General features: G+C 67.4%; 11 protein-coding genes. 3 read left to right on the top strand and 8 right to left on the bottom strand.

The window, feature by feature from the left end; translation table 11 throughout:
* Nucleotides 1–74: 74 nt before the first annotated feature.
* The 6 genes from FBT69_10080 to FBT69_10055 all read right to left on the bottom strand — a co-directional run bounded on the left by FBT69_10080 (nucleotide 75) and on the right by FBT69_10055 (nucleotide 7,034).
* Nucleotides 75–1,442, bottom strand: coding sequence for an NADP-dependent isocitrate dehydrogenase (locus FBT69_10080; GenBank protein MDL1905142.1), 1,368 nt, complete (start codon nucleotides 1,440–1,442; stop codon nucleotides 75–77).
* A 129-nt stretch (nucleotides 1,443–1,571) separates the two neighbouring features.
* Nucleotides 1,572–2,780, bottom strand: a complete 1,209-nt coding sequence (locus FBT69_10075) for a PAS domain-containing protein (GenBank protein ID MDL1905141.1) — start codon at nucleotides 2,778–2,780, stop codon at nucleotides 1,572–1,574.
* A 74-nt stretch (nucleotides 2,781–2,854) separates the two neighbouring features.
* A complete protein-coding gene (locus tag FBT69_10070) occupies nucleotides 2,855–4,321 on the bottom strand; it encodes a tetratricopeptide repeat protein (protein ID MDL1905140.1) in 1,467 nt (488 codons plus the stop codon).
* A gap of 45 nt (nucleotides 4,322–4,366) precedes the next feature.
* Nucleotides 4,367–5,779, bottom strand: a complete 1,413-nt coding sequence (gene aroA / locus FBT69_10065) for a 3-phosphoshikimate 1-carboxyvinyltransferase (GenBank protein MDL1905139.1) — start codon at nucleotides 5,777–5,779, stop codon at nucleotides 4,367–4,369.
* An 11-nt stretch (nucleotides 5,780–5,790) separates the two neighbouring features.
* Entirely contained in the window at nucleotides 5,791–6,165 is a 375-nt protein-coding gene (locus tag FBT69_10060) for a co-chaperone GroES (GenBank protein MDL1905138.1), read from the bottom strand.
* Between the two features lie 113 nt (nucleotides 6,166–6,278).
* Nucleotides 6,279–7,034, bottom strand: coding sequence for a PEP-CTERM sorting domain-containing protein (locus FBT69_10055; GenBank protein MDL1905137.1), 756 nt, complete (start codon nucleotides 7,032–7,034; stop codon nucleotides 6,279–6,281).
* Between the two features lie 91 nt (nucleotides 7,035–7,125).
* Between FBT69_10055 and FBT69_10050 the strand changes: the two genes are divergently transcribed.
* Together FBT69_10050 and FBT69_10045 are read left to right on the top strand one after the other, a co-directional pair.
* The gene (locus FBT69_10050; protein ID MDL1905136.1) at nucleotides 7,126–7,479 is read left to right on the top strand and encodes a PadR family transcriptional regulator; all 354 of its coding nucleotides are present in this window, start codon (nucleotides 7,126–7,128) and stop codon (nucleotides 7,477–7,479) included.
* Between the two features lie 307 nt (nucleotides 7,480–7,786).
* Nucleotides 7,787–8,326, top strand: coding sequence for a hypothetical protein (locus FBT69_10045; protein MDL1905135.1), 540 nt, complete (start codon nucleotides 7,787–7,789; stop codon nucleotides 8,324–8,326).
* A 15-nt stretch (nucleotides 8,327–8,341) separates the two neighbouring features.
* Here the strand turns inward: FBT69_10045 and FBT69_10040 are convergent, their stop codons facing one another.
* The gene (locus tag FBT69_10040; protein MDL1905134.1) at nucleotides 8,342–9,334 is read right to left on the bottom strand and encodes a prepilin-type N-terminal cleavage/methylation domain-containing protein; all 993 of its coding nucleotides are present in this window, start codon (nucleotides 9,332–9,334) and stop codon (nucleotides 8,342–8,344) included.
* Between the two features lie 1,131 nt (nucleotides 9,335–10,465).
* Between FBT69_10040 and FBT69_10035 the strand changes: the two genes are divergently transcribed.
* Complete coding sequence (locus tag FBT69_10035; protein MDL1905133.1) at nucleotides 10,466–11,230, top strand: hypothetical protein; 765 nt, start codon at nucleotides 10,466–10,468, stop codon at nucleotides 11,228–11,230.
* On the opposite strand, the gene FBT69_10030 is transcribed toward FBT69_10035, so the two are convergent.
* Nucleotides 11,200–12,522, bottom strand: a complete 1,323-nt coding sequence (locus tag FBT69_10030) for a DUF1501 domain-containing protein (protein MDL1905132.1) — start codon at nucleotides 12,520–12,522, stop codon at nucleotides 11,200–11,202. The two genes, FBT69_10035 and FBT69_10030, sit on opposite strands and share 31 nt — an antisense overlap.
* Nucleotides 12,523–12,667: the final 145 nt, after the last annotated feature.

Below are 12,667 nucleotides of genomic sequence, written 5' to 3'. Positions count from 1 at the left end.
CGTTGCGTGCCACCACGGACGCCATCCCCCATCTCCCCTTCTGAATTCCGCTTCTGCAGCGGTGGCGTCATGCTTCACCCCATGTGCTTCACCACCGCCTCGCCGAACTCCGAGCACTTCAGTTTCGTCGCGCCCTCCATCAGCCGGTGGAAGTCGTACGTCACCGTCCTGGCCCCGATCGCCCCGTCCATCCCCCGGATGATCAGGTCCGCGGCCTCGGTCCAGCCCATGTACCGCAGCATCATCTCGCCCGACAGGATCACCGAGCCTGGGTTCACCTGGTCGAGGTTGGCGTACTTCGGCGCGGTGCCGTGCGTCGCCTCGAAGATGGCGTGCCCGGTGTCGTAGTTGATGTTCGCGCCCGGCGCGATGCCGATGCCCCCGACCTGTGCCGCCAGCGCGTCGGAGAGGTAGTCGCCGTTGAGGTTCATGGTGGCGATGACGTCGAAGTCCTTCGCCCGTGTCAGCACCTGCTGGAGCGTGATGTCCGCGATCGTGTCGCGGACGAGCAGTTTCTTCTTCCACTTGCCGTCGCCGTGCGTGGGCCACAGCCGCAGCGCGGCCTCGACCTCACCGACGACACGCTTCTTCTGTTCCGCCGTCATCATGTCGAAGCCGGGGTCGATCATGCGGGCGTTGGCCTCCGGCGTCAGGTCTGGGTTGGCCTCCTTGTTGCCGAGAATCCACGACTCGCGCTCGCTCACGGCCTGGGCGCGGAACTCGCGGGCCGCGAGGGCGTAGCCCCAGTCGCGGAACGCGCCCTCGGTGAACTTCATGATGTTGCCCTTGTGGACGAGCGTGAGGCTCCGCCGGCCCTCGCGCAGCGCGTAGTTGATCGCCGCGCGGATCAGCCGCTCGCTCCCCTCGCGGCTGACGGGCTTGATGCCGATGCCGCTCGTCGCGGGGAATCGGATCTTCTTCACGCCCATCTCGTTCTGCAGGAACGCGATGACCTTCTTCGCCCCCTCGCTCTCGGCCTCCCACTCCACCCCCGCGTAGATGTCCTCGGTGTTCTCGCGGAAGATCACCATGTCCACGTCGTCCGGTTTCTTGACCGGCGAGGGCACGCCCTTGAAGTAGCGCACCGGCCGAAGGCACACGTACAGGTCCAGCATCTGCCGCAGCGCGACGTTCAGCGAGCGGATGCCCCCGCCGACCGGCGTCGTCAGCGGCCCCTTGATGCCGACGAGGTACGTGCGGAAAGCGTCCAGCGTCTCGTCCGGCAGCCAGTTGCCCGTCGCGTTGAACGCCTTTTCGCCCGCGAGGACTTCCTTCCAGTGGATGCGCCGCTTGCCCCTGTACGCCTTCTCGACCGCGGCGTCGAACACGCGCACGCTCGCCCGCCAGATGTCCGGCCCCGTGCCGTCGCCCTCGATGAAGGGAAGCACAGGCTCGTCGGGGACGCGCAGGCCGTTGGCGGTCATCGTGATCGGTGCGGGCATCGGGAACTCCTCCTGGAACAGCGGGCAGTGGACAACGGACAGTGGGCGTGAAGAGACACCGGCACGGGTGGTCGTGTCCGCGGGGCCGGGGCGGAAGGATACGCGGCGGCATAACGGTCGGCGGCCCGGTCAGCCGGCACGCGGCGAGCCGCCGCCTTGCTTGTCCGCGAAGTCATCGTCGCGGAGAGCGTCCGCGAGGTTCGGGGGCCGATCCGCCTCGGTGGCAACCGCGACCGCGCCCACCACGCGCCCCTCCGCGTCGCGCACGGGCACGATCCTCGCGTCAAGATCGAGCCTGCCCACCGGCAGCCTCGCGGCGACCGATCGGCCCTCCAACGCGCGGCGGCAGGCGGCGACGATCTCGGGTCGGCCCGCGAACAACTCGAAGATGCTCCGACCCACCAACCCGCCCGGCTTGTAGCCGACCTCGGGGAGCAGCTTCCCCTCCGCAAGCACGACGACGCCCTCCTGGTCGATCGCTGCCACGATCGCCTGCACGTGCGTGACGACCGTGTTCAGCCGCTGCTCGGCCGCGAGCAGGTCCGCCGTCAGCACGTGCTTCTCGGCTTCGAGCTTCTCACGCTCGACCGCGAGGCGATCACCGTGCCGCCGCAGTTCCGCCGCCTCGGTGTGCAGAGCCGCGATCCGCCCGTGCAGGTCGCGCACGGCCGCGGCCAGCGCGGCCGAGCGCCGCCGCACCACGTGCTCCAGGCTCTGCCGAACCGCCGTCCCGAGGTCAGGAGACGTCACGTCCTCGCCGGCGATGCCGACGACGCCGACGCACCGCCCGCTCTCATCGGTCACGCGCGCGCGCAGCACGGCGATCGTCCGCGGGATGCCCGCGACCGGGAGCACGTCCTGCGATTCCGTGATCCCGTGCGAGTGCATTGCACGCCGATCCGCCTGGCGCAGCGCCGCCGCTGCCTCGACCCCGAACAGCGATTCGTCCGTCTGGTTGACGATCTCGCCGGGGGTCAGCCCGAGCAGCCGGGTGAATGCCTCGCTCGCCAGCAGGTATTTCCCGTCCGGATCCTTGACGAACACGCGCATCGCCGGGTGATTGAACACCATCAGCAGGTTCGATTCCGCCCGGTGCTGTGCCGCCGCGCTCGCGACGGCACGCCCCATGAAATGACGGACCAGGAAGTAGATCAGCACGCTCGAAGCGGCGACGAAGAACCACCCCTTGCTCGTCTGGAAGTACGTGAGCCGGGCGGCATCCGTCGTGAACGCGGCCACCACCTCGTCGGAAAGGAAGATCCACAGTCCGCCGACGACGCCGTACACCGCAGCGACGATCAACGCTCGCTCCGAAACCGTCGAATCTCGCTCTGCCATGGTCCGTCCCCCGGGCCGTGGTCCTTCCAGCGACGGGAGATTCTACCAAAGGGCGGGCGTCCGGCGGACCCGGCTCAGGCATCCACGCCCTCACGCCGCAGCGCCTGCCGGAGCGGTTCCAGCCGATCCCCGTACCGCTCGTGTCGGGCCACCGCCGACGCGTACAGCGGCCGTCTCACCTGCTCCATCGACAGCGTCATCGCCATCCGCGGGTTCTCGTAGAACCGCAGGCACGCGTCATCCCACTCGACCCCGATCCCCTCGACGATCCGGCGGCTCTGCGGCTCCTGCTCCGCCACAAGTCGCTCGTAACGCACCTCGAGCACGGGAACGCCAAGCCCCTCCGTCCAGTGTCGCATCAGACGCAGGTAGTCCGCGTAGAACGCCGCGAGGTTGTCGAAGTCGTATGCGAAGTGCATCGGACCCGCGAAGTTGTGCGTCCAGCACGACAGGCACGTGTCCACCGGATCGCGCAGGCAGTGCACGATGTGCCCCGAAGGGAACATCCGCGCGATCAGCGGCAGGTACAGGAAGTTCAGCGGCAACTTGTCCGTCACGCGGTCAGCCGTCCCCTCGATCGACTTCAGCGCGCGCAGGTAGAACGCCGCCGCCTGCACCACGTCATCCGGGCCGATCCGCGAAGGCGGCGGCAGCGGCAGCACGCTCGCCGATGACGTGTTGTGCAGCCGCGCCATGACGTGCCGCGTGATCCCAAGCTCGCCCGCGCCGTAGCAACGCGGATGGCTCGCGATGATCTGCTCGACCAGCGTCGTGCCCGAGCGAGGCATCCCCACGATGAACACGGGCCGGTCGCTCGGCATCGGGCACGGCGACACGTTCGAGAACGCCTCACGCGACCAGTCCGCGATCGCACGATCCACCGACGCTCGAAACCCCGCCCGATCCCACCGACCTTGGTGCAGCCTGTTCGCCGAATCGAACGCATCGAACGCCTCGTCGTACCGCCCCAGCGCCTGGTACACATGCCCCAGCTGGAACAGCAGCCTCTGCCTGCCCAGCGGGTGCACGTTCGGGCGATCCACGTGCCGCCGCAGATTGCCAAGCCCCTCCTCGGCACGACCCAGGTGCAGGCACAGTTCCGCATGAACCGCGACGGCCTCCGGGTGTGCATCGTCGCGCGACGCCGCCGGGGCAACCAGTGCCAACGCCTCCTCCCGCTCACCCATCGCCCCCATCAGGTGGGCAAGCCCGCCCACAGCGCCCGTGTGGTCCTTGTTCAGCCAAACCGCCTTCTCGAACGTCGCCCGCGCCTCCTTCATCAGGCCGATGTTGCGGTACACGTTCGCCAGCACGAACACCCGCTCGGCCGACATCGGCTCCAACTTCGCCGCGCGCTGCATGTGCTCCACCGCCTCGCGGTGCTGCCCGATCTGCAGGTACGCAAGCCCAAGCCCCTGATGCGCGTCCGCGTTCCGAGGCTGCGCCTTGATCGCTGCCTGGTACATCTGGATCGCGGACTGGACCTGCCCGCTCGCTTGCATCCGGCGGGCCTGCTGCGTCAGTTCGGCTGGTGTCGGCATCGTGCGCTCCGGCGTCCCGTCCTGCTCCGGTTTCGAGCCACAAGCCTATCCACCGCGCCCCCGCAGGCTCTCCAGATCACGCCAGTACCCCGGATACGTCTTCGCCACGCAGCCCGGATTCCTGATCCAAACGCCGGGCCGCCGAAGGCCCACCAGCGACAGAGACATCGCCATGCGATGATCGTCGTATGTCTCAAACTCCACCGGCGCGACGCCCTCCGAGCAGTCGATGCCCCCGGCCGGAGGCGTGATCGTCAGCGTCCCCGCATCGCCGCCCGTTCCCGGTTCCACGCGAACACCCACCTTCCCCAGCTCACGCTCCAGCGCGGCGATCCGGTCGCACTCCTTGTCCCGCAACGTCCCCAGCCCGCGGAGCACCGACGTCCCCCCCGCGAAACCCGCCACCACGGCCAGCGTCATCGCCGCGTCCGGCATCCGCGACAGGTCAGCCATCACAGGCCGGAGCGATTCAACACCTGTCACCGTCGTCGAAACGACGCCGCCGGCCGACCCGTCCGTCACCCGGCACCCCATCCGCGAGAGCAGGTCGGGGAAGCGAGCGTCCGCCTGGAGCGAGTCCGTCCCGAGCCCGACGACCCGGCACGACGCGCCGGCAAACAACGCCGCCGCGCCCCAGAAGTACGTCGCGCCGGAGGCGTCCGGCTCCACGTCGTACTCGAAGGCGTCAAGCCCGGGCCGAGCATCGCCGTCCGGCGATTCCGGCGGGCCGACACGCGCCACGCGCATGTCCTCGCTTGTCATCACCGACGCCCCGAGCGCGCTCAGCAGGTTCAGTGTCATCTCCACGTACGACGCGCTCGTCACTTCTCCCAGCAGTCGCACCGTCACGCCGCCGCGAAGCCACGGGGCGGTCAGCAGCAACGCCGACACGAACTGGCTCGACCGCGTCGGCGCGATGTCCAGTCGCGCGGGCGCGCGCACCCCGCCCTCCGGCGGAACCAGGCGCACCGGCGGACACCCCGCCGTCTCCAGGTACTCGGCGCGAACGCCGAACGCTCGAAGCACGTCGATCAACTCGCCGATCGGACGCCGTCGCATCCGTTCGTTGCCGTCGATCGTCACCGATCCGTCCGCGAGCATCACCGACGCCGCCAGGAACCGTGTCGCCGTTCCCGCGTTCCCCAGGTCCAGCCGCACGCCGCCGGTCGGGACCCGCCACTTCCCCCCGACCCCGGTCACGCGCACCGCGCCGCCGTCTCGCTCGACCGTAGCGCCGAGCGCGGTCGCCGCGGCCGCCATCCGCTCGGAATCGTCCGCGTCGATCAACGCCCCTCGGATCACCGACGTTCCCCGGGCCAACGCCGCCAGCAGCACGACCCGGTTCGTCAGGCTCTTGCTCCCCGGCGGCCTCACCGTCACGTCAAACGGGGCGCCGCCGCGCGCCACGCGAAGCGGCGCGACCGGCAACGGATCGGGAAGCGAAAGCGGAGGGGTCATCGACGCCATGCTCACCTCGGAGGGGCCTGACCGTCCGATCCACCCTCGGCATCCGCGGCGGAACGGAACACGGCCACCACGTCCTCCACCGGAATCACGAACAACCGGTTGTCACCCTCGAAGTCCACCGGCACCGCGCCCTTCGGGTTGAACAGCACCCGGTCATAACGCCGAACCGGGTAGTCAGGGTCACGCTCAACTTGCGACGAAACCGCGACGATCCGCCCCGTGAGCGTCGGAATCTCGATCTTGTCCGGCAGGTGAAGACCGCTCTTGGTCTGCTTGCGGTCCTCGTCCTTGCGCACCAGCACGCGCTTGCCGATCGGCTCGACCGTCTCGAGTCGAGACGCCGGGGCAGTCCGCCTGGGTTTGTCACGACTGGTCATCGTCTCACTCTATCTCGGCGCGTTCCGGCCGCAAAAAAACCCCCGCCCGCCGGAGGGCGGACGGGGGCGTTCGATCGGAACCCGGACCCATGCCCGGGCATGCGGATGATCGATCAGGCGCGACGGCGACGGGCCGCGACCAGGCCGCCGAGGCCGACGAGGGCCAGCGACGCCGGGGCGGGGACCACGTCAAACTTGAAGCCCTCGATGGTGGGCGTGAACTCCTTGGAGGTGCCGAAGGTGTCGATGTAGACAGAGTGGTTCAGGTGGTTGGTCGTGCCGCCGCTCACCGTGCGGTTCGAGTAGTCGTTCGGCTGCCAGGTCATGGAGTACACCATGATCGGGTTGCTCTTGTCGATGCCGGCGTTGAAGAACTCGGGGAGCTGGAACGTGTCGCAGACGAGGATGTCGTTGTTCGCCTGCAGATTGCCGTCGCCGTTCGACAGTGCCTTCAGCTTCGGGTTGGCGCCGCGGGACGTGTACGTGCCGGTGTCCAGGTTGCCCGTGCCCTTGATGTCAAAGATCGAGCCGGCGTAGTGCAGGCCGGGGGCGGTGAACTGGGCGTAGAGCGTCAGGACGGCAGACTCGCCGGCGCTGATCACGCCGTCGTTGTTGCCGGTGTCGCCGACCGTCCAGTACCAGTGGATCTGCTGCTGAGCCGAGGCCGCGCCGGCGATGCCGGCCAGAGCGAGAACTGCGAGAGCGCGCTTCATGCTGAATCTCCTCACTTCTTCAGTGACGTTGATGGGACCGTGTCCGGTTTCCGTTCGAGCCTCACATGGGCTCGTCTTTCCTGACCCGCTGGAACATGCCCCACACTCCGCACTTCGGCAAGCAATCTTGTCGCTGCAACCCAAAAAAAATGCCATCCCGCCCGCCCTCCGCCTGAAAGGTGCATCCCGGGCCTCAGGCAGGGACGTATACTATGTGTTGCATAGTCTGTGACACAGGAATCAAGCCATGAGGCTCGAACGGGAACTGATGCGGGGTGCCGGCCCTGTGGCCGTACTCCGGCTGTTGTTTGTGCGGCCTATGTACGGGTATGAACTCGTCGACACCCTTGCAAGCCGCACCGAGGGCGTCCTCGCCATGGGCCAGAGCACCCTCTACCCCCTCCTCTACAACCTCGAAGCCAAGGGCCTGATCCAGGCCGAGTGGCGCGAGGGCGAAGCCGCCCGTCCCCGCAAGTACTACTCCCTGACGGGTGCCGGAAAGCGGCGCCTCGAGACAGACTCGAAACAGTGGGCAGCGCTGGCCCAGGTCATGACCGCGCTCGGGGTGATCGGGCCGGAAGCCGCGGGGGTGGGAGCCTGAATCGTGACCACGACCCCGGCCGGGTGGCCTCGTTGGGAGGGTCACACACTCCCGTCCGGCCGGCGCGCTGGAGACTTGCGACTCGTTCGGCCTTCCCGGCCGCATCGCCGATCTGGTCGGGCGCACGGTGAACGGGACGCGCCTGTGGTGCTCCGAGCAGGCCGAGATCGCCGCCTCGCTCACGACACAGATGGGCCGCGACCGCCACCGGGGCGACTGGGTCTTCTGGCCCGTCATCAACCCGCCGGAGGAATAGCCGCCGCGTGCGCGATCCGGGCACGCTTGCCACCTACCATCGCGCAAGCCCATGCGCAGGCGCGTGCTGCTCACGCTCTTCCTCGCCGCACCGATCCTCGTGGTGGCCGGGCTTCTCTACGCCGTCGCCCTCTCGCTCGAACGCGGCGTGCGCCTCGCCGCCCCGCCCGTCGGCGCGGGCGCGGGCCAGACCGGCGGCGCGAACGCCCTCGGCGAATACCTCGCCGGACGATCGCGCCTCGTCCCCGCCGAGTCCCTCCCCGGCGGCGTCGCGATCGTCCTGCACGACGCCTCGGGCCGGTCCTCCGAGGCACGCCCGGTCTTCATCATCATCGACGACGCCGAGCCGCGCCGCATGGCCCGGCGCGCCGACGGCGCATGGATCGCCCTGCTCGACCAGCGCACCGAACCAGGCCGCGCCGCGCTGCGCTTCGCGCTCGGCGAAGAGCACGCCCCCGAAGTGGATGCCGAAGCCCGCGAGATCGGGCCTCGCCGTCTCCCGCTGACCGACCCGGCCGCCCGCCCGCCGGGATCGGAACCACCCACCTTCGAGTTCACGGCGGTGGGGTTCCTGGAGCATCGAGGAGGCTGAGGCTCGCTCCGTGCCTCAGTCGCGATCGCGCCCGTGCACGCCCCACGGGGTTGTCCCGAAAGGGATGTAGGGCCAGTTGGGGTAGCGATACACGACCGGCGTGGCGTCGCGCGCATGCATAAGGCGAACGTGTCCATCGACGAACCACACGGCGCCGGGCCTCGGAGAGGTGTAGAGAGCGAGGTCGGTATAGTCGATGAAACCGCTGGCGGAGTGTGCCGAACCGCCCCAACCGTGCCAGACAAAGATCTCCCTTGCCCCGGCCTTGAGCGAGGGAAAATGAACGGATGAGATGCGCTGAACGCGCGCGCCGAGTCTGTTACGCCAATCAGGCTCAGGCAGGGAGGGATCGAGGTATCGCACATCGGCGTACCACGATTCGCTCAGCCAATAGTCGATCGAGCGGGATTCCGGCGGGAACTGGTTCGCGGGGCAGTACAAAACATCGGAAAAGGGGAGTTCGAGCCCGGTCACCTCCTGCCATGCCTTTGATTGCAGCGCGTCGGCCATCTGGACCGAATACTCGACCCAGCGGGAGGGGTCTTGCGTCACCTCGGGAGAGTCGGGTACGATGACGATCGGAGTGTCGCGGAAGTCGAGTGCATACATCGAGAGGTGCTGTCCGACGCTTGAAATGTGAGCGCGGCAGGCGATCTCGGTCGCCGAGAGACGCGCTTTGTCGAGAGCGGGGAGAACAAGCGAAAGCAGGATGGCGACAACCCCGAGGCACACGAGCAGTTCGAGGAGTGAAAAACCGGCTTTGCGCATCGAGGACGAATCGCGCAATCCCATGCTAGAACAGGGGATACATTGAATCGAGGGCCTACGGTCCATGGATTCAACTTCTCCCTTGACACGCCTGGGGGGGGGGGCGCGGTAGAGTGCGAACATGGAAAAGAGGCTCTTCATGGGCAGGCCAAGTGGTGCTCGTTGCTGCTGCTGGATCCTCGCGGTCCTTGCAGTCGCCGGCGGGGTCGCGGTCGGGAGCAACTGCAACAAGTCCATCATACCGGTGATCGAAACCTTGAGCGAGAACCAGTCCTGCGATTACTATGCGCTCTGCGACTTGGGGGAGTCCTGTGCGGGTTTCTCGCCGCCGTTCCAGGCGTACAAGGAATGCGGCGATCAGGTGCCGTACCAGGGCTCCTGCGTCGTCTTTACGGGAGGCTCGTGGGATCCAGATCTTCAGACGTGCGTCGGAGGCGATGTGTACGATCACTATGTCCTCCAGGCTCAGCTCGTGGCCTACCCGAATCCTGTGCCGTGTGTCGGCAGTGGGGGTGGTGGCGGCGGACAGTGAACTACGTGGGTGTTGGATAGTCCGGATGGCGACCATGAGTGGTGGTGCATTGTCGATGCCGCAACGACTCGTTCTGGTTGCGTGTTGGATGCTCTGCTTCCTCTTCCTCCCTTTGGCGAGGGGGCAGGCGTCCCATTCTTCGGCGGATGCGGTGCTCATGAAGTGGGCATCACAGTACGCGCGCGTCCGTTCGGCAGAGATTGTCTGGGAGAGACCGATCGGTACCTTCGACCAGAACGGCGGACTGATCGAGGTGCGATGGCTCCGGGAGACGACGAGGTTCCGCTGGCCCGATGCGTTCCTGCAAACCGGCGACATGGTTGCCGCGGAAGCAAAGAACACGACGGGAGCAGCACTCACTGCGCGGCGCTTGCCATCCCGTTTTGGTAGGGCGATCGAGCCGGGAGGACGGGCGGTCTCGCTCCTGCCTCTCTCCCGAGTGGGCGGGAGAGAGGAGTTCGTGCTCGGAAGTGCGCCACAGGAACTGCGAACCGAAGCGTTACGTCTCGCGTCGAACCTGCCCGTCTTGTTCGCGCTGGCAGTTCTTGACGGTGATATCGGAATCAAGTGGACATCGGTCGAGCCCTGGCGCGTTCTGGGGGTTGCGAGTCAGCGCGGCCATGATTACGGATTTGTGATAACTCATGGCGACTTGGGTTGGATTCTAAGCGAGTGGTCGTCGCTCGACAGGCAGGGCAGACAGACATCGACGACGACGTACCTTGCCTACGAGTTCGTGGATTCGATGGGTGCCGCCGTGCCCGTCTCATGGCGGCACACTGTCGCTCCGGACGCGATCGCCCGCCTCGGTCTGAAGATAAGTCCCGAACCGAACACGGATGAGCGCTCGCCGGCCCGTCTCGTTTCCGCCGTCGTTCTGGACGACATTCCCGATGAGCAGCTGCGGCTATCGCTCGGTGATGCTGTCCGGATCGAAGGTTCCACGGGAGCGATCCTTGATGCCTCGGGTGCCGTGCTCGGCCGACTGCCCACCGCCGCTCGCGGACGCAGCGCGCCGATCCGCTGGTCGGCTGTGCTGGGAAGCGTCGGCGTGGGTCTTCTCGCGGTTGGTGCCGGGTTATGGGTGTTCAAGCGGTTCGGCGCAAAGTGACGCCATGATGAATCGGTTCGCGCGCGTTTTCGGCCGAGCGGCTTGGTCGGTCGTGGCCGCAGGGTTCGCGTATGTGTTCATCGCATCCGGTGTTCGGAAGCTGACGGACGCCTCCGCCTTTTACTCGTCACTCCGCGGGTTTGCGCTCATTCCCGAGGTCATGATCCGACCCGTTTCGTTCTGGATCCCAATCATCGAATGCTTGATCGGCGCCTTGCTCGCGGTTTCGCTTGTCTGGATCCGCTTGGCGGCGCTCGCGTCATCGGTCGGTGTCGGAGTTCTTCTGGGGTTTGCGGCGTTTCTATCGTGCGAGGCGATTTTCGGCGATGCCGAACTCCCTTGCGGATGTCTCGGGGGAGAGTCATCCGGGACTGTTCTGCAAGGCGCGATCCGCAACGCAGGGTTCGCGATCGTTCTGATGCTGGCGGGCCTTGCGGGCTGGAATACACGTGGAGAGCCGGGTCAGGTGCGCACGAGTTGCAGTGTCCGGTAGTTCCCTTCCAGAATCTCCTTCGACGGCGCGCCCATCCACCGTTCCAGCACGGTCGCGTAGACCTGCCGGAAGTCGATGCGGAACTTCAGGTCGCCGTCGTCGAGGTCGCGCATGGAGGGGTGCTCGCCGTGCAGCCCCGCGCGCACCATCGGCCCCAGCACGAACATCGGCGCGGCCGTGCCGTGGTCCGTGCCGCCGGAGGCGTTCTGCCCCACCCGGCGCCCGAACTCCGAGAACACCATCGTCATCACGCGCTTGTCGTTCTCCTGCGCCTTGAGGTCCGCGTAGAACGCCCGCACCGCCTCGGCGAACGTCCGCAGCAGGTTCGCGTGCTGGCCGTTCGCCCCCCCCTGCCCGGCGTGCGTGTCGAAGCCGCCGAGATCGCAGTAGTACACGCGCGTCTTCAGCCCCGCGCGGATCATGCTCGCGATCATCGCCAGGTTCCGCGCCAGCCCCGACCCCGGGTACTGCACCAGCGGCCGCTGCGCCACCGCCCGCCGGATCAGGTCGCTCGACACCTGCGCATCCAGCGCGGTGCGCATGAGGAACGACGCCTGCGAGTTCGCGTCCGCGCCCTCGGGCACGCCCGCCGTCGTGATCGCGCGGTACGGCTCCTGCAGCGACTCGTGCACGTCCTGCCCCGTCCAGCGGAACAGGTTGGGCGTCTCGAACGCGACCGGCTGCAGCCGCCGCCCCTGCATGGCCAGCGGCGCGGTGCGCCCGATGGCGATGCCCGGCTGCGGGTTTGTCTGCGTCTGTTCCGCCGTGCCGGACTCGCCCTTGCCGAAGCCGCAGCACTGCGAGTCGTAGTACCGCCCGATCCACCCGTCGCCGGTGCCCGAGGTGTCGGCCGTGTGCCAGATGTCCATGCTCTTGAAGTGCGAGCGGTTGGGGTTCGGGTAGCCGACGCCCTGCACGATCGCGGCCAGCCCCTCGTCGTACATCTCCTTCAGCGGCGCGAGCGCGGGGTGCAGCCCGATGCCGCCTGCGCGCGCATCGAGCCGCAGTGCCTGCTGCTGCGTGACGGCGATGCCCTGCCTCCGCCGAAAGTACTCGTCCTCGCCGAACGGCACGACCGTGTTCAGCCCGTCGTTGCCGCCCGAGAGTTGCAGCACCACGAGGATGTGGTCCTCCGGCACGCCGGGGATGGACGACATCCCGAGCGCAGGCATCGGCAGGCCGAATGCGGAGCGCTGGAGGAACGCCGGCAGCGTCGCCGCGGCCGACGCCATCACCAGCCCGGAATGCAGGAACTGACGACGAGTGAACGCGGCAGGATCAGAGAGCGGCATGGGAGTCTCCCAAATCGCCAAATGGCCAAATCGCCAAATGGCCAGATCAGAACTGCGTCAAGGGCACGGCATTCGGTGTGGTTCAACTTCCATCGGCCGACACGTCATCCCCAGTGTGCAACATACTCCATTCCGAATTTGGCCC

Origin of the sequence: Synechococcales cyanobacterium CNB (genome assembly GCA_030263455.1) — a bacterium.
Lineage (GTDB): Bacteria > Planctomycetota > Phycisphaerae > Phycisphaerales > UBA1924 > CAADGN01.
The sequence above is the reverse complement of the archived record's forward strand: the minus strand, read 5'-3'. Positions and strand labels throughout refer to the sequence as shown.

What these genes read in the sequence shown, in the direction of transcription:
- FBT69_10080 (MDL1905142.1), bottom strand. Translation starts at nt 1,442, where the DNA reads ATGCCCGCACCGATCACGATGACCGCCAACGGCCTGCGCGTCCCCGAC.
- FBT69_10075 (MDL1905141.1), bottom strand. Translation starts at nt 2,780, where the DNA reads ATGGCAGAGCGAGATTCGACGGTTTCGGAGCGAGCGTTGATCGTCGCT.
- FBT69_10070 (MDL1905140.1), bottom strand. Translation starts at nt 4,321, where the DNA reads ATGCCGACACCAGCCGAACTGACGCAGCAGGCCCGCCGGATGCAAGCG.
- aroA (MDL1905139.1), bottom strand. Translation starts at nt 5,779, where the DNA reads ATGACCCCTCCGCTTTCGCTTCCCGATCCGTTGCCGGTCGCGCCGCTT.
- FBT69_10060 (MDL1905138.1), bottom strand. Translation starts at nt 6,165, where the DNA reads ATGACCAGTCGTGACAAACCCAGGCGGACTGCCCCGGCGTCTCGACTC.
- FBT69_10055 (MDL1905137.1), bottom strand. Translation starts at nt 7,034, where the DNA reads ATGGCATTTTTTTTGGGTTGCAGCGACAAGATTGCTTGCCGAAGTGCG.
- FBT69_10050 (MDL1905136.1), top strand. Translation starts at nt 7,126, where the DNA reads ATGAGGCTCGAACGGGAACTGATGCGGGGTGCCGGCCCTGTGGCCGTA.
- FBT69_10045 (MDL1905135.1), top strand. Translation starts at nt 7,787, where the DNA reads ATGCGCAGGCGCGTGCTGCTCACGCTCTTCCTCGCCGCACCGATCCTC.
- FBT69_10040 (MDL1905134.1), bottom strand. Translation starts at nt 9,334, where the DNA reads ATGATGGACTTGTTGCAGTTGCTCCCGACCGCGACCCCGCCGGCGACT.
- FBT69_10035 (MDL1905133.1), top strand. Translation starts at nt 10,466, where the DNA reads ATGAGCGCTCGCCGGCCCGTCTCGTTTCCGCCGTCGTTCTGGACGACA.
- FBT69_10030 (MDL1905132.1), bottom strand. Translation starts at nt 12,522, where the DNA reads ATGCCGCTCTCTGATCCTGCCGCGTTCACTCGTCGTCAGTTCCTGCAT.